This is a genomic window from Peribacillus sp. NPDC097895 (assembly GCF_050277555.1).
Lineage (GTDB): Bacteria > Bacillota > Bacilli > Bacillales > DSM-1321 > Peribacillus.
On the sequence record NZ_JBNNSH010000005.1, the window covers coordinates 159,215 to 178,305 of the forward strand.

Genomic DNA, 19,091 nt, shown 5'->3' on the forward strand with positions numbered 1-19,091 from the left:
ACTAGACTAATTAATGCTAGAGTTTATGTGTAATAAGCTGTTCCTCTATATCCAAAGCGTTAGCACAAAGTATTCTGAGTTTTAAAGCAGAAGAAATTATATTTCTTTCAGAATCATTAAGATTATCTGTTGTATATCCTTCCTCATAAGAAGATAAAAGGGTGAAGTAATTTGCATTTATTCTATAAGTCTTATTTAATGGTGAAACGATATAAAATGATTCGCATGGTAATAATGGATGGAATTCATTGTTACCCTCAATTACGCTTAATACATCATAATTTGTTTTGATAATTGTAGCTGAAGTGTTTTTATAAAGAGTCCCCTCAATTAAGGACGTATTTTTGCTAGGTAATTTATAGGAAGCTTTGAATATGGCATATTCTAATTCGAAAAGTTCCACCAGTTTTAATGGAAGCATTTCTTTTTGCGATCTAAGAAAGTATATAAAAGCAGTAGCTTTTTCTATTCCTTTGCCATAGCCTAGGGGGTGAGGAATGCTGAACTCGATGTTCCATAAAAAAGGAGATGAAAAGAATTCGTTAATTAAACTTGTTTCTATTAATTCATTATCGTTAGAGGCATTTAATTCTTCGCTTAATAAGGGGACACCATTTGAGAATATGGTTGTTAAATGGGCTAGGATTTGTAACCACCTTCCTCTTCTTTCTGAATGAAATGCATGTAAATTTACGTGAAGCAGTTCTTCTTTGCCCATTCTTTTTACTGTTTGCTGGAATTTCCCACCCTTGATATCTGGACTCCACTTAGGGTCAATGCTCATTTTCACAAGCAAATCCTGTAAGGCTATCTCATGCTTAATTGAAGTACTCATGTTTAGGCACGGCTCCCTTTACATTCATTAGTTTTTTTATATCCGTAGTAATTTGTGAATCACTAGACAGTCTGTCTGTCATTAATATCAACGCAGAATCTTCACATATCAAAAAATCCAATATACCCCATATTTCATCATCCACTCTTTCACAAGCACATGGTATATAGGCATCTCCAGCCTTTCTAACAGCGCTTAACCAAAACATTGAGATTAAAGGATTTTCTTTAAGAATCCCGAGAATTTCTTTTTTGTACTCCGTTCCCCAGTTTTTATAGTCAGACAATACACAGCCTAAATCAATTGATAAAGGAATATGTAAATCACTCAATTGAGTAATTATCTTTTTATAAAATAATGGGGGGGATAGTGATAATTGTCTAATCGGATGTAAATAAATGGGGATATCATGATTTTTTTTAAAATCAGAAATCCAAGATTGTAAATCCTGGATTGATTTTTGATTTTGATACTGGAATCCACCCGGATCCATGAACGAATTATTGATTCCCCATGTTCCAATCTTCAAAATTATTTTTCCAATTTTTAATTCCGTTATTAAGCTAACGTAATCTTTCATTAAATTTGAATGTTGATCCGTATATGGTATGGCTAAAGTGGTCTCAATATTGAATTGGGAATATAGCATTTTAGAAGTATTTTTCGTTCTATCAGAAAATATGTTACTGAATACAACAGAGTCTATTGGAGATCCTCCAATAAGTTTGCCTTGAACTAGCGCACTATCTGAATCTTCAATATGCACGATTCGTTTAAGTATTTTTTTCGCCCCCTTTTTCATAAAATTCAGCTTTTAATATAGATGATACTATTACAAATAAATGGAAAAATCTATATTTTTTTCTAAAATGAGGAATTTGTAGTATTTGTCATATGCTAACACGGGAAAATATCATTATAAGGGTTTCAGACTGTAGACAAACTCGATAATAATTGATTTTGCCACTGTTTCTTTGTAAACTTTGACCGTTGATCGGAACGTAGGGCACTCGCTTTCCGCAGGCGATCTCCGCCCTCGGTGCTCTTTGCGACTGCGGGGTCTCCCTTGGACGCGTATTCCCGCAGGAGAATAATTCCACTGGTCACTTTTGGAATCTATCTAATTTCAATAGGGATTATAATGGATTTACTAGGGATAATCAGATGGTCATGATAATGGCAATAAAGTCGGATGTTCATTGTGAATCTTATTAATAAATGAAGTTTTGAATCATAACCTTAAATAAAATTTCAATATAATATCGAATTGAATCCCACACTCCCGATATGCAAGGAACACAAAAAAGGACATTTGGAATAAAAAAAGAAGATGACCCTATACAGAGGTCATCTTCTACTAATGCATATTCTTTTTCTAAACAAACTGACAGGCCTTGTGTTAGCGAATGCCTTTCATGAAACCTTGAATCTTTGGTGATAAGGCCAACAGGGCCAGTCCAAGGACTATTGACGCAACTCCAATCACTCCAAAATAAGCCATTTCGGTTTGAGGTGTGTAGAATCTAACGATTTGTGCGTTCAGTGCTTGTGCTGCTGCACTTGCCAGGAACCACAAGCTCATCGTTTGTGCCGAGAAGGCAGCCGGAGCCAATTTTGTAGTTGCTGAAAGTCCAACAGGTGATAGACAAAGTTCTCCGAGTACTACAAGGAAATAGCTTAGTACAAGCCATAGTGGATTGACTAATGAGTCTGATCCGCCGAAATAAACAGGAAGCAGGATTACCAAGAATGATAAGCCGGCGAACAGTAGACCTATTGAGAATTTTTGAGGAACGGTCGGCTGACGCTTTCCTAATTTAATCCATAACCAGGCGAATACTGGTGCAAGGGTAATGATGAACAAAGGATTCAATGATTGGAACCATGCCGGGTTAATTTCTATTCCAGCAAAATTCAACTGTGTCCGTTTGTCAGCATAGCTTGCTAATATAGTTGCACCTTGCTCTTGAATCGCCCAGAACATGACAGCTGCTATAAACAAAGGAATATAGGCAATCAAGCGGGAACGTTCAACAGAAGTTGTTTTAGGGCTGCGATACATGAAAATGAAATAAAGGGTCGGAATAACGATTCCTAGGATACCGACAAGATTAATAAAGGTCTTAATCGTCAAGATACCTTTAGTGGCTGTGATGCCGATTATGGCAGCTACAATCAATGCAGCTATTCCCAGTTTAGTGAATACCGCTTTCTTTTCATCTTGTGATAATGGGTTAGCAGGAAGAGTTCCAGCCAAGCCTAAGTTCTTTTTCTTTGTTGCAACAAAGACGATGAGTCCAATCAACATACCAATTGCTGCCAGTCCAAAACCAAGATGGAAGCTGTAGTCCATTCCGACTGTACCGACAACAAACGGTGAAAGGAATGCACCCATGTTGATACCCATATAGAATATACTGAAACCGGAATCCCGGCGATCATCATTTTCCGCGTATATTTCCCCAACGATGCTGGAGACATTAGGTTTTAATAAACCAGTACCCAGAACGATAAGTACCATGGAAACAAAGAACATGGAGAGACTGCCTGGTACAGCAAGGACAATATGCCCGAGCATGATCAAGATACCACCGTAAAATACGGCTTTTGATGTCCCGAAAATCCTATCAGCGAGCCATCCGCCAATTATACCTGACATATATACTAAAGATCCGTAGATGGATACTAGGGCAAGTGCTGTTGTTTCATCAAGACCTAGTCCCCCTTTAGAAACTTCGTAATACATATAGTAAACAAGAATGGCCTTCATGCCATAATAGGAGAAACGCTCCCAGAACTCAGTAAAGAAAAGGGTGAATAATCCTTTCGGGTTCCCAAAAAAACCTTTTTGGGGTACGCTATCCACAATTTTCTGTTTATTTATCGTTGCCATACCTAGCCCTCCTTTTATTATTGTATAATAACTTTTATTTTCTCTGTTGTAAACAAATATTTAGTATATTTAAATAATTAATTTCAAAATAAATATTAGTAGCTTTTCACCATGCATGTTACACTGCGAATCACACCATCTGATAGGAATCGTCATCATTGATATATTGCCCTAACTTCTCCAATGATATTATGTTTAATACCTCTTTATTTACCTTTTTCCAATTAAATGAAGGCCAAAACATAATAACGAAAAAACCCCAACCAAAACCGTTCTATACACCGTATAATAGAAATAATACAAAATGAGGAGGCATAAAAATGCTCGGTACCATAACCGTTGTGATGATTTTTTCCATCCCCATACTTGGCATTCTGACAAGCCATTTCGAGAAACAATCAAAAACCAAACACAGTATGCTCAAAGATGAGTTGGAACTCGAAAAAATTAAGCATGAAAACTTTCTTTTGGAAACAGAGAAAATGAGGCTGGAACTAGATCAGATGAAATTCGATGAAAAAAAAGACGAGCCAAGGTTACTGTAGTCAAGTAACGTTGGTTCGTCTTTTTAACGTGCATCCCTGTTCTAAAAACCTTTCGCCCATCTTAAGAATAATGAAGTCCGTTCTAATGAATATATTGATTGCCCACAAGAAGGTCTGAGAGTACCTTGGTCGGGATGATGAATTCGACGGCCCCCATATATCCTGGGGCAGCTTCAAAGCTGTTGAAGGCGATGACAAGCTTGCCATCTTTGTTTATATAAAAGTTTTGCTTCTCATCAATGCCTTTAAATGGAGTAAGATCATCATCTTCGACCCAATATATTTTATCCGGATCTTCTGCCATTTGCTGCTTCATCTGTTCCTTGATGTTCTCGCTGATCACCTGCAGATAGCGATCATCTTTAAATAAGCTATTTAACGTTAAAAGCACTTCGTTTTTCTTGTCGACTGTATCAAATTGACTTTCTGTAGAACTGGAGGCAGAAATCTTGTCCGTATAACGCTGTACAGATAAGATCGTTTCATTATCAGTCAATATCTTATATCCGCTTTCCACTGAGATATTTCCCTTTTCCCCTTCCTTCAGTTTTGACATGGAGTCCGTGAATTCCTTGTAGAGCTGCTTGCTTTCCGATAAGTATTTATCATTCAAACCATTTTCCAGCTGTTTATTCTCCAGACCAGAAATGGCAGGTGTTTTGATTACTGCCGAGGAATTATTGACTTCTTCTTTCCATTCGACGAAGGTAATCATTTTGATGACCTTTTCGACTATCGGAATATCACTCATCGCTTTCGCTGCTGCCGGACTGATGTTGACGGAAGCTGTCACAATCAGAAGTGCTGCTGCCGCTGACACCAAAATGTTCCTGCCAAACCATGGCTTCTTCCTGGGCTTTTCATTCAAGGCCGCTTGAACGACATCTTTCAATTCCTTAGGGATCGGTGCTTGAAGATACTCTTCCCGCAAGTCTTTTAATTTTTTTTCCATCTTTTCGTTTCCTCCTGTTCAGTCATGTTGACCCGTAATAGTTGCAGTGCTTTATATAATCTCGTTTTAACGGTGCTTACGTTCTCCTCCAGCACTTCCGCTATTTCTTCCAACTTCAGGTCCTCAAAGAATCGTAGAATGACTACCGTCTTATACTTGACCGAAAGTCCTTCAAGTGCCTTTTGCAAATCCAGGTCAGGGTAGTAATCTTCCTCTCCGCTGCGTAAGTATTCTATTGTTTCATCATCGGCGACGGTCAGTTTCTTTTTCTTTCGCAAAATATCAAGTGCCGTTCGTACTATGATCTTATATAGCCAACTATCTATAGAAGCAGCGTCTTTGATTTTATTGCTGGAGGCTAGCGCTTTTCTGATCGATTCCTGCACGATATCAAGTGCATCCTCTTGATTCTTAACATAATAAAAAGCTAGCCTGTATAAATTTTCTTGCCGTTCGGTTATCCTTGCGGCCAATAACTGATTCATATCTAGATTTTTCATTGCATTATAGAGCTCCTTACATTTAAGTTACGTATCCTAGGTACAAAGGATAGACGCACTACCTGCTATAAAAGTTTGAAAATAGCTAATGAAACTTTTCCATATAAAATAATGAAATTTTTTACAAACTTTTAAGGCTTTTGGCGCGTCTATATAGTAGAATGATAAACGAGGTGGAGTGCATCATGAGGAAATTAAATTATAAAAAAGTCTTTATTTTTCTATTTTGTCTAACAGCTGCAGCGGGAACGTTGGGCTTAGCCATCAAAAGCCTTGCTTTTGATAAAAAGCGAACCGTTTCGGCCTATACAAGCGATGAAAATTATCCAGAAGCTGATATTCAAACGTATGTAAAAGATAATACGAAAGGCGGGTATTCAGTAAGCAGACCCGTTCTCCATATAGAAAATATCGACACGCAACTAGACGCTTACATAAAGAAAGAAATTAAGGAATACGAAAAGAAATGGAAAGCCTCCGACGTAAAAGCGTCTGAGCTTAACCTCACGTATACGATCCTCCATTTCTCAAAGCAGACCATTACCATCACCTTCGAAAAATATGAACAAGTCGAAGCAAAGAAGCAGTCTGAATCACGGACCTTCACTTATGACATTCCGTCTCAGCGAAAGCTCTCCATAGAAGACATTTTTGCCAAGGATACCGATTATTTATCCGTTTTATCAGATATTGTTTTTGAAGAGTTAACCGAGAAGGAAGAAGAAGGCATTTCAAAGAGTCTTATTAAAAAGGATAACAAACTGAATGCCGCCAACTTCGATTCTTTTTCAGTCTTGAAAAATACGCTTGTTTTTTATGTTAAGACTGATGACTCAGCTAAGACTCATACTATAGCCATCAAGAAGGAACTGTTCAAAAATAGTTTGCTAGATTCATATCAAAGTCAAGATTTGAATGAGGATCGTGTAAAGGAATGGCAGCCAAAACATATCGTCGCAAAGCTTCCCGTCCATAATGAATGGATTGACCCATCCAAAAAGGTCATTGCCTTAACGTTCGATGACGGACCGCATCCCAGTCATACCATGTCCATTCTGAAAGACCTGAACAAGTATAATGCACATGCGACCTTTTTCGTATTAGGAAGCCGCGTACAGCACTATCCTGTTGTTCTGCAAAAAATGCTGGAACAAGGTAATGAAATCGGCAACCACTCATGGGATCATCCTCAGCTGACGCGCTTAAGCAAGAACAAAATTAAAAGCCAAATCGAAAAAACCCAGGACGCTGTAGGAAAAGCCACTGGTGCAAAGCCATTGCTCATCCGTCCCCCATATGGTGCGATCAACAGTAATGCACGTGAAAATATGAAGGATATGCAAGTCATACTTTGGGATATTGATCCCGAAGATTGGAAAGAACGCGATGAAAAGAAAATCGTGAACAAAGTGATGAGTAAAGCCAAAGATGGCAAAATCATATTAATGCATGATATCTACCAAACTAGTGCCCAGGCTGCAGGAAAAATCATCAAGCAACTTCATGACGAAGGCTATCAAATGGTCACCATTTCTGAGTTGGAGAAGGTAAATAAAGACCGTGAACGTTCCGGAATCGTCATAAATGAGTAATCAAAAGGAAAGAGCCTGTTTCAATTGAAACAGGCTCTTTTGCATGAAGATAAAATAAGCAGACCTTTGATAAAAGGTCTGCTCTGTTTTTTCATTCACCAAGATCCACATTATGATACACTTGCTGAACATCTTCCAAATCTTCCAATGCATCAATCATTTTTTCGAATTGTGATTGGGCATCTTCTGGAAGGGCTAGATCATTTTGAGCAAGCATCGTCAGCTCCGCCACAGTAAAATCGGTGATGCCTGCATCCTTGAATGCTTGCTGTACAGCATGAAATTGTTCAGGTTCAGCATAAACGATGACCGATTCTTCTTCTTCAATGATGTCACGTACATCAACATCCGCTTCCATTAATAGCTCAAGCACATCGTCAGCCGTTTTACCTTCAATCCCGATTACAGCCGTTGCATCGAACATATAAGCAACAGATCCACTGACACCCATGTTCCCGCCATTTTTCCCAAATGCGGCACGTACATCAGATGCCGTACGGTTTACGTTGTTCGTCAATGCATCAACAATGACCATTGATCCATTTGGTCCGAATCCTTCATAACGAAGCTCGTCATAGCTTTCTTCCGAACCGCCTTTTGCCTTTTCAATGGCACGGTCAATGATCGCTCTTGGTACATTGTACGTTTTCGCACGCTCAAGCACGACCCTTAATGCCTGATTGGATTCCGGGTCTGGTTCACCTTGTTTTGCCACTACATAAATTTCCCGTCCGAACTTAGCATAAATACGACTTGTATTTGCATCTTTTGACGCTTTTTTTTCTTTAATATTATTCCACTTACGACCCATTATATTCCACTCTCTTTCATCATTGAATATATACGAATAGATTATTATAATACTTGTCCTATCAGGGAATTCTCACGAACACCCTCTGAAGACAGGATATACGTTTACTCGATTATATTATACATCAATTGTATAACTTTGAAAAAGTCCTGCACATTTTCTCCATTGCATTAAATGGGCTTACTTGGCGCTTATGTTTATAAAATACTATGGAAAATATCAAGAGTGGTATAGTATGAAGTGATTGGAAAGGAGATACGATACATGACGGAAAACCAAATCATCATCGGGATACCCGGAAAATGGAAACACCGGACGGAGTTGATTCAAACGCTCGCTTCAAAAAGCGAGGGGTACCTGTTAGCCGGGAATATTTTTCACAACAAGGATAAGAACATCACTTTTCAGGCTGAAGTACAGGATTATGAACCGACTTTAAAAGAGACCTTTTCCTACGCCAGTAAAGGAGCCTTTTCAGAGAGCTTATTAGAGGAAATCAATGATCATACCTTTACCGTCTATATTATTGCCGATATATCAGATACAGGAAATGTTACGGATCTGATCGACGCAGGCGCAGCAATCCTCAGGGCAGGCGGATTGGCAGTGAAAATAGAGACAGCCGGCATTGCCCATTCAAAGATGGATTGGCTGCAGCTTCATCATAACCCGGATATTCTTTCAGTTTACGCTCATTTTGTCACGATCATTGGTGAGGAAGATTATTATTGTTCATTCGGAATGAAAGCGTTTGGCCTTCCGGATGCCGTGACACTTAACACAATGAGTCCGAAAGAAGCGGCCGCATTACTTAATACGTTCAATTATTACCATGTAGGTGAACGACCTCTCTTAACAAATGGTGAAACCTTTAGCATACAAAAAGATGCTCCCACCTTTATTTTGAAAGGCCTTCAGGACTTTAGATACGAAGAAGACAATCCCTTCTACAACCCATTTGGATTATGGAATTTGGGAACAAGCAAATAGAGGAGCAAATGCTCCTCTTTTATTTTGTCATACTGATTCCGCACTCATTTCTTCTTCATTTTCTTTCTTTACGAGTGACATGCCGCTTGCCTGGTATTTGAGGATCTTTTGAATGACCGTGCCAAGGTGTGCTCCCGCTTCAACAGGTGGAATGCCTCCTTTATGAATGTTGGAAATGACCATCCTTTCCGCTTCAATCGTACCCAAACAGGGTTTATAGCAAATATAAGCGCTTAATGATTCAGCACTGACAAGACCAGGCCGCTCGCCGATCAGCAGGACGATCACCTTAGGCCTCAGGATTTCACCGATATCATCCATAACGGCAACCCTGCCTTTTTCAATATAAAACGGTGTACCTGTATCCAGTTTTGCCCCTGCCAAAGATTGTTTGAAAGATAAATAAACGTCCTCGACATTATCTTCGATCGCCTTGGCACTTAATCCATCGGAAATGATGATTTGAACCGTAGGGGTCTTTATGCATTTGGCTTCAATCATCCGCTTAGCTTCATCCGAAAGTTTCCTTCCATAATCCGGACGGCGTAAATACACCTCTTTATCACCAGCCCTCGTTTTCACCTTGAACAAGTTCAAGCGTTTCAATAGAAGCTCACTGACTTCACCATATACAGCATCAACGGCTGCGGCATGGTCAAAACGGAATTTAAGCCAAGAATCCGTTTTCGGACGTGTCCCCGCTCTGCCTACACCTATCCGGGCAGGAGTATTCGCTTTCAAAGCATCCAATTCTTCCTTATTATATGGATCGTTCATTCCCATTTCATCCACTCCTAATGGTTAAATATAGTTGGATCGCCTGCACGCTTCGTCAACTTGCCGTTTTCCAATATCCCCATCCTCTCCAGCCAGGCTTCATATAATGGTGCAGGCCGCTTATCCATCGTTTGTCTCAATGTCGCTATATCGTGGTAACTCAAAGACTGATAGTTTAACATGCAGTCATCGCCCATCGGAGTTGCGATGATGAAATTCACCCCAGCCGCTGTTAAAAGTACGCCCAAATCCTCGATATCATTCTGATCCGCTTTCATATGATTCGTATAGCAAATATCCACACCCATCGGCAGCCCATGCATTTTCCCCATGAAATGATCTTCCAACCCGGCACGGATGACCTGCTTGCTGTTATATAAATATTCAGGTCCGATGAATCCGACGACCGTATTGACGATGTACGGATCAAAATAGCGGGCAAACCCATAGTTCCTGGCCTCAAGCGTCACTTGATCGATTCCAAAATGGGCTTCCGCCGATAACTCGGAACCTTGCCCCGTTTCAAAATAAAGATGCTGCGGACCCGTACCCGTCCCATAGGACTTTGCGACCTCATTCGCTTCTTCGAGTAATCGAACGTTAATGCCAAAAGAACGATTGGCAGCCTCCGTCCCGGCTATGCTTTGAAAGATCATGTCAGCAGGTGCCCCCTGCTGCACGGCTTTAATTTGGGTGGTCACATGGGCAAGCACACAATTTTGCGTCGGGATATTCCACTTCTGAATCACGTCTTGAGTCGCATGTAGCAGCCTCTTTACGCTTTCGACTGAATCATCGACAGGGTTGATTCCAATGAGTGCATCCCCGATTCCATAGGAAAGGCCCTCTTTTAAAGAAGCAAGCATTCCATTGACATTGTCCGTCGGATGGTTAGGCTGAAGGCGTGAGGCAAGCGTTCCCTTGTATCCTATCGTGCTATTATTCTTTGTGAGCACTTCAATTTTATTGGCAGCATGGACAAGGTCGAGGTTCGACATGAGTTTGGCAGCGGCTGCAATCATTTCACTATTCAACCCCCTGCTTATTCGCTTTAAATCCTCGCCCGTCGTTTCGTCACTCAAAATATATTCACGCAGCTCGGCAACGCTCCAATTCTTCACAGTTTGATAGATGGTCCCATTGATGAGACCGTCTATGACCCGCGACACTTCATCCTCTTCCGGAGAAAGTAATGGATAGTTCCTAATGTCTGCCAAAGTCAATTCACTAAGCACCGCTTTTGCCGCAATCCGTTCCTGGACAGTATCTGCCGCAATTCCCGCAAGCCTATCTCCTGACTTCTCTTCATTCGCTTTGGCCAAGACTTCTTTCAACGATTTGAATTGATGGATTTCTCCAAAGTATTGAGTGGATAATTTCATCGAATATTCCTCCGTTTCTTAGTTGTGAAAGGTTAGCGTTTTAACGACAACCGGAACGACCCCTGTCTGCAATAGCCTTCCTATATCTAAATAATCACCATGTTCCACTTGTGTCTGATCAATACAGATGACCGGCAGATCTGGTCGATTCGCCATAAATGTCTGACCAAGCACCTTTCCATAATCACTATCCATGACAATTATGAGTGGTTGCTGCTGATCCGGTTTTTGCTTCAATGCTTCGGTAAAAGTGGCTGCAAGCAGCTGAATGTCACGAAATGAAAGATAAGGCAGATTCGTTAAATAAAAGGCAAAATTCAACCCCTCCTGCAAGGCGTCGTATATCGTGATCGCATCCTGAACCGATTGCTTCAATCTCTCGATTCCGTTTTCCAGCACGCCTTCAAAATCGAGCCGATAGACTGGAATATTGCGAATCGGCAGATGGGAATCATTCACCTCGATAGTGGCCCCGCTGATTTCAGTTGTATGTGAGCCTGCCCCAAGAACAGTCGCCCGAACCGTTTCAGTTGGATGTTCCCACTCCCAAGCAGCCAATTCTTCATTTTCTTTTATGGAATCGGCAAGCATCATACCGATATCCCGAAAGCTTTTATCCACCCGTTCTTCATGATAGATACAATCACTGACTCCTCCCGAGAACATCAATCCTTCTATTCGTCCTGTCCAAGATGGCACCTTCCCCACTAAAAGGAGTTCATCTTCTTTTGTAAATGAATTGGCCAAAAACCTCGAAAGCACCTTCGCCATTTCATTTGCAATCATTGCCCCGTCAGCATTAAAAGGAGAATACCCAATTGATTTCAGCCATTTCCTTATTGAAGGGGCAACCTTCATCTTTTTTCCCTCCCATACCACCAAACGGCCTCCTATATTCAGTGTGCATGTTCCACAAAGGATACCAGTCCGGTATACGGCAATATTCGCAGTTCCTCCGCCAATATCTATGTTCGCTATTGTCTTTCTCGTCTCAATCGAATGTTGATAGGCACCTGATCCCTTGGCGGCGATGATTCCCTCCAAATCCGGACCCGCCGCCGCTACCAGGAATTCCCCTGCCGCTTGCGATAACTGGTGTACCATTTCTTCTGCATTTTGCTTGGTTGCCGTCTCCCCTGTGATGATGACTGCCCCTGTTTGTATGTGTTCCATCGTGATCCCGGCATGAGAATACTCATTCTCTACCAATCTATGAATAGCAGGAATATCAATGACCGTATCGGATAAAAGCGGGGTCCTGAAAATTGGACTTCGGTACAGAATTTTCTTATCGGTAATTTCGATTTTAGGCACCTGTCCGCCACCTGCCACATTCCTGAGCGAAAGCTCGCTGATAACAAGCTTGGTCGTGCTTGTGCCAATATCAATTCCTGCACTGATGATCTTTTCCACCTGTTCATTCATTAAAATCACACCTCGGTTTTACACCACTTGAATTTTATCGTCGTCATCTACCTGGTCATTCCCTTTATATTCATTTATGCCGATAACACCTGCTGCACGATCTTTTTCCTCTAATTCCAAAGCTTTGGGGACGGACAGCCAATAAGCTAGACCTATTCCAATGACCCCGGCAGATAGCTTCCCTACAATGATGGGGAAAATTAAGGATGGCTGAAAGTTGGCAGTGAATGATAAATGATCACCTAATAAGAAAGCTGCACACACAGCGAAGGAAATGTTTATGACCTTATCTTTCGGCGGCATATCTTTAACCAGTTTGAACATCGCCAATATATTGGCTACAGTGGCTAATATCCCTGCACTCCCCGCTTTGCTCAAACCAATTTTCCCGCCCATCGCTTCTAGTGGCTTTCCCGCATATTTTTGGATCAGGTAAATCATCGGAAAAGCACCAGCCAGCATGATACCGATATACCCTGCCGTTTCCAAGGCACGGAACTGATCCGCCTTATCGGCCATGATCGGATGAAAACCCCAAGCACCCAATACATTGGAAAACAGTCCTGTGAAAATTTCCACGATTGAAAACACGAGTACAAGCTTAATCGCCGTATCCAAAATTTTTCCAAATAACATGAAACTTTTGATCATCAGATCCGGTAAAAAATAAAGGCCTAGCGCAAGCAATATCACAAAAATAAGGAGCGGGGAAAGATTCAGAGCAATTTTCAAATAACTCAACGTGAATTCGTATGTGGAATCCGCATTCGTAGAAATCACTTCCCGAACTTTTGAATTCGTAGCCACCACCAGCATGCTTGAGATAAAAGCACCAATTGGAATCGTCAAGATTCCAGACATGACTCCAAGAGCCATATATTTATGATCACGCTTCTCCAGCATGGCAAGCCCCATTGGAATCGAGAATACGATCGTTGCTCCTGACATGAATCCGACAATCATCGCCATGATCCAGCCTTCATATGTTTCCTGTAACTCAGCGGCTAATTGATATCCCCCCATATCGGTTGCCAAAATCGTTGTTGCTGCGAGTGCAGGATCTGCACCAATCGCGGCGAAAACCGGGCCGCATACGGTATCGATGAACCATGATAAATAAGGGATGGAGGCCATGATCCCGGCTGCCGGGACAAATATATGTCCAACGGTATGCAACCCTTCCATGAACTGCTTGCCCAACCCTTGCTCGCTGTCTTTAATCGATGCAAAAGCACCAATCACGGCACACACCATAATGACATAAATAACGAATTTCCCTACCATCTCCATACAAATCCCCCCTGAATTTCGATTCCTTTTGGCCTATCGATTTTAAAAAAAGGGTATAAAAAAAGACGCCTCATATAGCCCAAACTTAGGTTTTCAGCAGAATTGCCTGCCTACGTCCCATTTGGTCCATCAAAGCGCCATTGCTTCATCTATTCACTTGTTTTTTATCATTAATAACGATTAGCTTTGCCACTTCCTCCATGGAAAGCTGCTTATCCATACTTAGCTTTCTAAGCCTGTTATAAGCGATTTCTTCTGTTACATTCTTTCTTTTCATGATAATTCCTTTTGCTTTTTCAATTACTTTACGATTTGTGAGCGATTCATCCAATTGAGCCATTCGTTCCTGATACTTTTTTGCATTATCAGCCTGCAATAGGGCAATCTCCACTGCTGGGATTAGATCGGCCTCTGTAATCGGCTTTACAAGATATCCTACGATATTGGCTCGTTTCGCCTGGTCGATATATTCGCGCTGGCTGAATGCAGTTAAAAGCAAGACAGGTATCTGAAAGGTATTGGAAATAACTTCGCTAGCCTTAAGCCCATTCAATTTAGGCATTTTTATATCCATCAAAACAAGATCCGGTTGTAAAGCATGTGCCAACTCAATTGCCTTCTCGCCGTCACGCGCATGTCCAACCACATCGAAGCCTGCATCCTTGAGCATAATCGTTATATCAAGCAGAACAATCGATTCATCTTCCACGACCAAAATCCTCTTGACCACTTATCCCACCTACCTATTGTATGGAAATCTTACAGAAGCCAGGGTACCTTCTTTGATCCGATGAATCGAAAACTCCCCATTCAAATCATTTTCCACCGTCATGCGGATGATATCCAATCCCAATGATGGTTTCATTGCCGGCGAATATCCGATGCCATTATCCATGACTTGAATCTCCAATTCAGAACCATCCTTTTGAAAGCAAACGGTAATCTTCCCTTCCGTTCCTTCAATAAAAGCATGCTTCACACAATTATGAATGAGTTCATTCACCACAAGTGCGACAGAAATACCAATGTCAGAATCAATCGAATGAAGCTCACCCGTATATTCGATACTCAGGTCGTTTCGAACTTGATCCTCCGTACACACGATCATATCACCGATTTTTTTAATAAGCTCCAGTAAGTCCACATGATCGACATGGCTGCTTGCCAGAATGATTTCATAAACCGACGATATGCTTAACACCCGATTTAGACTGACCAATAAATGGGGCTTGCTTTCTTTTGGAGCCCCTATCCTCATTTGCAGACGAAGTAAACTGGCAACAGTCTGCAAGTTATTTTTCACCCTATGATGAATTTCACGAATGGCTACTGACTTGCTAATCAGCTCTCTCTCTTTATCACGCAGTTCAGTCAAATCGCGGATGATAATGAACGTTTCGTTGGATTTCTTATTGCCTAAATGGAATTTCTTTATTTGGAAAATTTTCTTCCCAATCGTCATTTCCTTCATTAAAATCTCTTCTTTTGAAGCAAGAATATCGGAAAAACTAGGAAAATACTCGAAAATGCAGTCCCCTAACACACAATCCATCAAACAATTTTCCGTTACTAGATTGATGGCAGCCGGATTCGTATAAACAATTCGATTCTGTTTATTAATCAGGAAAATGGACTCTTCGATAAATTCAGGAACTAAGGAATTTTGCTGTTCTTGCCTATCAAAATGATTCAACGTTTCAGGTTCTTCTAGAATCGCCTTTTCCATAATCAAAACGGCTATGACCCGATTGCATTCCCCCTTGACTGGAACAACACTTTGCTGCACCATCGCTCCCTCTTGAGTCAATGCCCGGTTCACAAACATGTCCTTACCGGTACGCAATACATAAAATACTGCCGGCTCAAAAGCTTCATAAGCAAATTTCCCGACAACCGGATGATCATAAACAGATTTTACTGAATGAGCGCATGCCTCTGCCACGACAATGGCATGCTTTCCTTCACGCACCGGACAGTCAATAAAGACATTCGCTTTATTCAAATCAGCTATCAACGATAAATTCGTTGATAGGTTTTCTAGAATTTGAATATCCTTGTCCAGTAAGTGAGTATGCATCTCGCATAATTCTCGGACAGAAGTTGTCCGTTCCATAAGCAAAACCCCAATAAACGTTTATTCATGGATATTATTATTGATTATTATAGATATTGCCCCTATTTTTGTCAATATTCAAAATATTCTAATGTAATGTATTCTTACATTAGATAGCAATATTTAAATAGTATTCCCTATAAAAAGCCATCGCTAAATTAGCCATTTTATCTAATTTGCATTTCTGTTCAACAAATTTTTTCCACCTCCTAACATTTTCGAATTATTCATATTATCTAATTTATCAAATTATTTTTAGTGATTATGAACAATGACAATCCATAATCATTAAATTAATATGTAATAAATAGATACATAAGATGTTATTTAACATAACACAAAATATGATTATGAATCATTTTATCTATATCACCTGGAAGTACATGTTAATAAACTAAAGATGATGGGGGAAAAATAATGGCATTAGAAAATGATTCGAAAAAAATTGTCAGTATCGATGAAGTGACTACATTCAATAAAAAGAAGTTTAATATGCCACATATTTATGTCATATTATTCGTATTTATCATACTTGCAGCACTCGCAACTTATTTCGTTCCTGCTGGTGTTTATGAGCGAATTCCAGGTCCTGAGGATCGATTGACGATTGATCCAGATTCCTATCGACTCGTTGAACAAACACCTATCACTCCAGTAGACTTCATGACAGCTATACCAAAAGGCTTGGTAGCTGCAGGGGAGATCGTTTTTTTCACATTCATCATCGGAGGAATATTTTCAGTACTACGGAAAACAGGACTTATCGAAATAGGAGTGGATAGATTAGCAAGGCGATTTTCGACAAAAAGTATGATGTTAATTCCTATCCTCACAGTAGTATTTGCTATTATTTGCAGTTTGATTGGAACACAGGAATTAAGTTTAGTGTATGTACCTGTCATCCTCCCCCTAATGATTGCCTTAGGATTTGATTCTATGGTTGCCGTCTCTGTAGCTTTAGTCGCAACTACCGCTGGTTTCATGACAGGCTTTCTTAACCCCATTAACACTGGGTTAGGTCAAAAAATCGCAGGTCTTCCCCTATATTCCGGTATCGAGCTAAGGATTATCGCTTTTATCATTTTTGTTACTGCAGGGCTGGCTTACATTATGCGGTATGCTATAAAGGTTAAAAATAATCCAAAGTGTAGTTTTGTATTTGATGAGGATCAAGCCAAACGGACGCTATACTTAAATAAGCCTGGATCTGAAATATATAAGGTAAATAAAAAACAGAAAATTGCATTAATTTTAACAGTCGGTTTCTTGTTCCTACTCGTATATGGCGTTTTAGCAAAAGGTTGGTTTATGTTGGAAATGGCAGGTCTCTTCATTATCATGGGAATCGTTGTCGGTTTAGTTGCCGGGTTAAACTTATCGGAAATTTGCGAAGCATTTAATGACGGATTTCGAGAAGTTTTGGTCGGTGCCATGATTGTGGGTGTTGCAAGAGCTGTCGCTGTTGTTATGGAGCAAGGTCAAGTAATGGACACTATCGTTCATAGTCTCGGTAATCTTGTCGGCGACTTCCCCGCTGTATTTAGCGCTCTTGGCATGTTTATTGTACAAATGTTATGTAGTCTTTTAATCCCCTCCGGAAGCGGTCAGGCTTTAGTTACCATGCCCATCATGGCTCCATTGGCCGACATCATCGGTGTTACCAGACAAACAGCCGTGTTAGCTTATCAGCTGGCAGACGGGATCGGTAATATATTATATCCAACATCTGGATATTTCATGGCCACCCTTGCCTTAGCAGGAGTCGCCTGGCAAAAATGGGTTCGCTTTTACCTGCCCTTGTTTTTTATCTGGTTCCTCTTATCGGGCGCTTTCTTGATCATCGCTCAAACAATTCACTGGAATGGTTAAATTCAAATTAAAGATATTACAAAATACTAAAGCAACGTTGGATTATTACGTTGCTTTAGTTGAATTACAAGCAATTAAATTAAATGAATCCGCCATTGACCCTAATCGTCTGACCCGTAACCCACTGCGCTTGTTCACTTACTAAAAACGAAACCACATTGGCAATATCATCCGTTTCACCTAAACGTCCGAAGGCATTCATTTTTTTCATCCCTTCAATTTGCTGCTCCGATTTCCCTACATTAAACAGCTCCGTATTAACCGGTCCTGGAGCAATTGCATTGATCGTAATCCCTTTTGGGCCGAACTCTTTTGCCAGATGTCTTGTGAACTGTTCAACTGCCCCTTTTGTACCGGCATACATACTATACGAAGGAAACATCTGGCCTATTACGGAGGTTGAAATATTGACGATCCTGCCTTCCGTCTCCATATATTTCAAAGCTTGTTGGCAAGCAAAGAATGTACCCTTGGCGTTCACTGCAAACTGTTTATCAAAGTCTTCTTCCGTTGCTTCGGAAAGTGGTTTATTTATCATCAGTCCCGCATTGTTCACTAAAATATTGATTTTCCCGAACGCTTGGACCGTTTCTTCGAAGAGATTTATAATTTGGGAAACTTGGCTAATATCTGCTTGGATAGCTACCGCTTCCCCGCCGTTCTTCTTTATACCTTCAACTGCTTCATACGCCTTTTGAGAACTGCCTGAATAGTTTATCACCACTTTTGCACCCAAATCAGCAAGCTGTTCCGCTATAGCACGACCAATACCTCTTGATGAACCTGTAACCAAGGCAACTTTTCCATCCAACCGATTTTCCACTCATTTCCCTTCTTTCTTTTCATGATAGGATTTAACAAACATCCTTCTAGTCCATATTTTACCACCTTTCTCCCTTTACCATCAGCCTAGAGTCGTCCTTTATCTCCCATACTCATGAATTTCACCTCTTCTGGTTATAGTAAAGAAGAAAATAAACGGAGGAGGTACATTCAATGAAAAGTTCTAAAGAATTTGTTGAAAGCATTCAAGAGCAGCAAAAAAAGGAAGAAGGCAATTTCCGCCGTCAAGGCAATGGGAATCCCGCTCAGAAATTACCGAATAAAAAACATTAAT

At 40.6% G+C, this 19,091-nt stretch carries 17 protein-coding genes and 1 pseudogene; 5 read left to right on the forward strand and 13 right to left on the reverse strand.

Features of this window, described 5'->3' with window-relative positions:
- Positions 1–16: 16 nt before the first annotated feature.
- The 3 genes from ACQKMH_RS21930 to ACQKMH_RS21940 form a co-directional block, all read right to left on the reverse strand.
- Positions 17–835: a hypothetical protein gene (locus tag ACQKMH_RS21930; RefSeq protein ID WP_427589508.1), complete on the reverse strand. Its 819-nt coding sequence runs from the start codon at positions 833–835 to the stop codon at positions 17–19.
- Complete coding sequence (locus ACQKMH_RS21935; RefSeq protein ID WP_427589509.1) at positions 819–1,637, reverse strand: hypothetical protein; 819 nt, start codon at positions 1,635–1,637, stop codon at positions 819–821. Before ACQKMH_RS21935 ends, ACQKMH_RS21930 begins: the two co-directional genes overlap by 17 nt.
- Before the next feature lie 597 nt (positions 1,638–2,234).
- A complete protein-coding gene (locus ACQKMH_RS21940) occupies positions 2,235–3,728 on the reverse strand; it encodes a peptide MFS transporter (RefSeq protein ID WP_427589510.1) in 1,494 nt (497 codons plus the stop codon).
- Positions 3,729–4,048: 320 nt separating this feature from the next.
- On the opposite strand from ACQKMH_RS21940, the gene ACQKMH_RS21945 reads away from it, so the two are divergent.
- Positions 4,049–4,273: a hypothetical protein gene (locus ACQKMH_RS21945; protein WP_427589511.1), complete on the forward strand. Its 225-nt coding sequence runs from the start codon at positions 4,049–4,051 to the stop codon at positions 4,271–4,273.
- 82 nt (positions 4,274–4,355) lie between these two features.
- Here the strand turns inward: ACQKMH_RS21945 and ACQKMH_RS21950 are convergent, their stop codons facing one another.
- The gene (locus tag ACQKMH_RS21950; protein WP_427589512.1) at positions 4,356–5,225 is read right to left on the reverse strand and encodes a DUF3298 domain-containing protein; all 870 of its coding nucleotides are present in this window, start codon (positions 5,223–5,225) and stop codon (positions 4,356–4,358) included.
- A complete protein-coding gene (locus ACQKMH_RS21955) occupies positions 5,210–5,725 on the reverse strand; it encodes a sigma-70 family RNA polymerase sigma factor (protein WP_427589513.1) in 516 nt (171 codons plus the stop codon). Before ACQKMH_RS21955 ends, ACQKMH_RS21950 begins: the two co-directional genes overlap by 16 nt.
- A 185-nt stretch (positions 5,726–5,910) precedes the next feature.
- On the opposite strand from ACQKMH_RS21955, the gene ACQKMH_RS21960 reads away from it, so the two are divergent.
- Positions 5,911–7,317, forward strand: a complete 1,407-nt coding sequence (locus ACQKMH_RS21960) for a polysaccharide deacetylase family protein (RefSeq protein WP_427589514.1) — start codon at positions 5,911–5,913, stop codon at positions 7,315–7,317.
- 91 nt (positions 7,318–7,408) lie between these two features.
- On the opposite strand, the gene ACQKMH_RS21965 is transcribed toward ACQKMH_RS21960, so the two are convergent.
- Positions 7,409–8,128: a YebC/PmpR family DNA-binding transcriptional regulator gene (locus tag ACQKMH_RS21965; protein ID WP_427589515.1), complete on the reverse strand. Its 720-nt coding sequence runs from the start codon at positions 8,126–8,128 to the stop codon at positions 7,409–7,411.
- A 264-nt stretch (positions 8,129–8,392) separates the two neighbouring features.
- Between ACQKMH_RS21965 and ACQKMH_RS21970 the strand changes: the two genes are divergently transcribed.
- Positions 8,393–9,118, forward strand: a complete 726-nt coding sequence (locus tag ACQKMH_RS21970) for a DUF4261 domain-containing protein (protein WP_427589516.1) — start codon at positions 8,393–8,395, stop codon at positions 9,116–9,118.
- 27 nt (positions 9,119–9,145) lie between these two features.
- Here ACQKMH_RS21970 and eutC read toward each other — a convergent pair.
- From eutC to ACQKMH_RS22000, 6 genes and pseudogenes are all read right to left on the reverse strand, one after another.
- Positions 9,146–9,907, reverse strand: a pseudogene (gene eutC, locus ACQKMH_RS21975) (ethanolamine ammonia-lyase subunit EutC); the annotation flags it as partial.
- A 5-nt stretch (positions 9,908–9,912) separates the two neighbouring features.
- Positions 9,913–11,277: an ethanolamine ammonia-lyase subunit EutB gene (locus tag ACQKMH_RS21980; protein ID WP_427589517.1), complete on the reverse strand. Its 1,365-nt coding sequence runs from the start codon at positions 11,275–11,277 to the stop codon at positions 9,913–9,915.
- Between the two features lie 18 nt (positions 11,278–11,295).
- Positions 11,296–12,702, reverse strand: a complete 1,407-nt coding sequence (locus ACQKMH_RS21985; RefSeq protein ID WP_427589518.1) for an ethanolamine ammonia-lyase reactivating factor EutA — start codon at positions 12,700–12,702, stop codon at positions 11,296–11,298.
- Positions 12,703–12,720: 18 nt separating this feature from the next.
- Positions 12,721–13,992, reverse strand: a complete 1,272-nt coding sequence (gene eutH / locus ACQKMH_RS21990; RefSeq protein ID WP_427589519.1) for an ethanolamine utilization protein EutH — start codon at positions 13,990–13,992, stop codon at positions 12,721–12,723.
- 145 nt (positions 13,993–14,137) lie between these two features.
- Positions 14,138–14,722 carry an ANTAR domain-containing response regulator gene (locus ACQKMH_RS21995; protein ID WP_427589520.1) on the reverse strand — a complete coding sequence of 195 codons (585 nt, stop codon included), beginning with the start codon at positions 14,720–14,722 and terminating at the stop codon, positions 14,138–14,140.
- A 9-nt stretch (positions 14,723–14,731) separates the two neighbouring features.
- Positions 14,732–16,105, reverse strand: a complete 1,374-nt coding sequence (locus tag ACQKMH_RS22000) for a histidine kinase N-terminal domain-containing protein (RefSeq protein WP_427589521.1) — start codon at positions 16,103–16,105, stop codon at positions 14,732–14,734.
- A 417-nt stretch (positions 16,106–16,522) separates the two neighbouring features.
- Here ACQKMH_RS22000 and ACQKMH_RS22005 point away from each other — a divergent pair, with 417 nt between their 5' ends.
- Positions 16,523–17,974 (forward strand): YfcC family protein, encoded by a 1,452-nt coding sequence (locus ACQKMH_RS22005; protein ID WP_427589522.1) that lies wholly within the window; start codon positions 16,523–16,525, stop codon positions 17,972–17,974.
- Between the two features lie 79 nt (positions 17,975–18,053).
- On the opposite strand, the gene ACQKMH_RS22010 is transcribed toward ACQKMH_RS22005, so the two are convergent.
- Positions 18,054–18,797, reverse strand: a complete 744-nt coding sequence (locus ACQKMH_RS22010) for an SDR family oxidoreductase (RefSeq protein ID WP_427589523.1) — start codon at positions 18,795–18,797, stop codon at positions 18,054–18,056.
- A 173-nt stretch (positions 18,798–18,970) separates the two neighbouring features.
- Here ACQKMH_RS22010 and ACQKMH_RS22015 point away from each other — a divergent pair, with 173 nt between their 5' ends.
- On the forward strand, positions 18,971–19,090 hold the full coding sequence (locus ACQKMH_RS22015) for a DUF4023 family protein (protein WP_061465287.1): 120 nt from the start codon (positions 18,971–18,973) through the stop codon (positions 19,088–19,090).
- The last annotated feature ends 1 nt before the right edge of the window (position 19,091 follow it).

What these genes read in the sequence shown, in the direction of transcription:
- ACQKMH_RS21935 (WP_427589509.1), bottom strand. Translation starts at nt 1,637, where the DNA reads ATGAAAAAGGGGGCGAAAAAAATACTTAAACGAATCGTGCATATTGAA.
- eutH (WP_427589519.1), bottom strand. Translation starts at nt 13,992, where the DNA reads ATGGAGATGGTAGGGAAATTCGTTATTTATGTCATTATGGTGTGTGCC.
- ACQKMH_RS21960 (WP_427589514.1), top strand. Translation starts at nt 5,911, where the DNA reads ATGAGGAAATTAAATTATAAAAAAGTCTTTATTTTTCTATTTTGTCTA.
- ACQKMH_RS21945 (WP_427589511.1), top strand. Translation starts at nt 4,049, where the DNA reads ATGCTCGGTACCATAACCGTTGTGATGATTTTTTCCATCCCCATACTT.
- ACQKMH_RS21965 (WP_427589515.1), bottom strand. Translation starts at nt 8,128, where the DNA reads ATGGGTCGTAAGTGGAATAATATTAAAGAAAAAAAAGCGTCAAAAGAT.
- ACQKMH_RS21980 (WP_427589517.1), bottom strand. Translation starts at nt 11,277, where the DNA reads ATGAAATTATCCACTCAATACTTTGGAGAAATCCATCAATTCAAATCG.
- ACQKMH_RS22015 (WP_061465287.1), top strand. Translation starts at nt 18,971, where the DNA reads ATGAAAAGTTCTAAAGAATTTGTTGAAAGCATTCAAGAGCAGCAAAAA.
- ACQKMH_RS22000 (WP_427589521.1), bottom strand. Translation starts at nt 16,105, where the DNA reads ATGGAACGGACAACTTCTGTCCGAGAATTATGCGAGATGCATACTCAC.
- ACQKMH_RS21970 (WP_427589516.1), top strand. Translation starts at nt 8,393, where the DNA reads ATGACGGAAAACCAAATCATCATCGGGATACCCGGAAAATGGAAACAC.
- ACQKMH_RS21940 (WP_427589510.1), bottom strand. Translation starts at nt 3,728, where the DNA reads ATGGCAACGATAAATAAACAGAAAATTGTGGATAGCGTACCCCAAAAA.
- ACQKMH_RS21985 (WP_427589518.1), bottom strand. Translation starts at nt 12,702, where the DNA reads ATGAATGAACAGGTGGAAAAGATCATCAGTGCAGGAATTGATATTGGC.
- ACQKMH_RS22005 (WP_427589522.1), top strand. Translation starts at nt 16,523, where the DNA reads ATGGCATTAGAAAATGATTCGAAAAAAATTGTCAGTATCGATGAAGTG.
- ACQKMH_RS21930 (WP_427589508.1), bottom strand. Translation starts at nt 835, where the DNA reads ATGAGTACTTCAATTAAGCATGAGATAGCCTTACAGGATTTGCTTGTG.
- ACQKMH_RS21950 (WP_427589512.1), bottom strand. Translation starts at nt 5,225, where the DNA reads ATGGAAAAAAAATTAAAAGACTTGCGGGAAGAGTATCTTCAAGCACCG.
- ACQKMH_RS21955 (WP_427589513.1), bottom strand. Translation starts at nt 5,725, where the DNA reads ATGAAAAATCTAGATATGAATCAGTTATTGGCCGCAAGGATAACCGAA.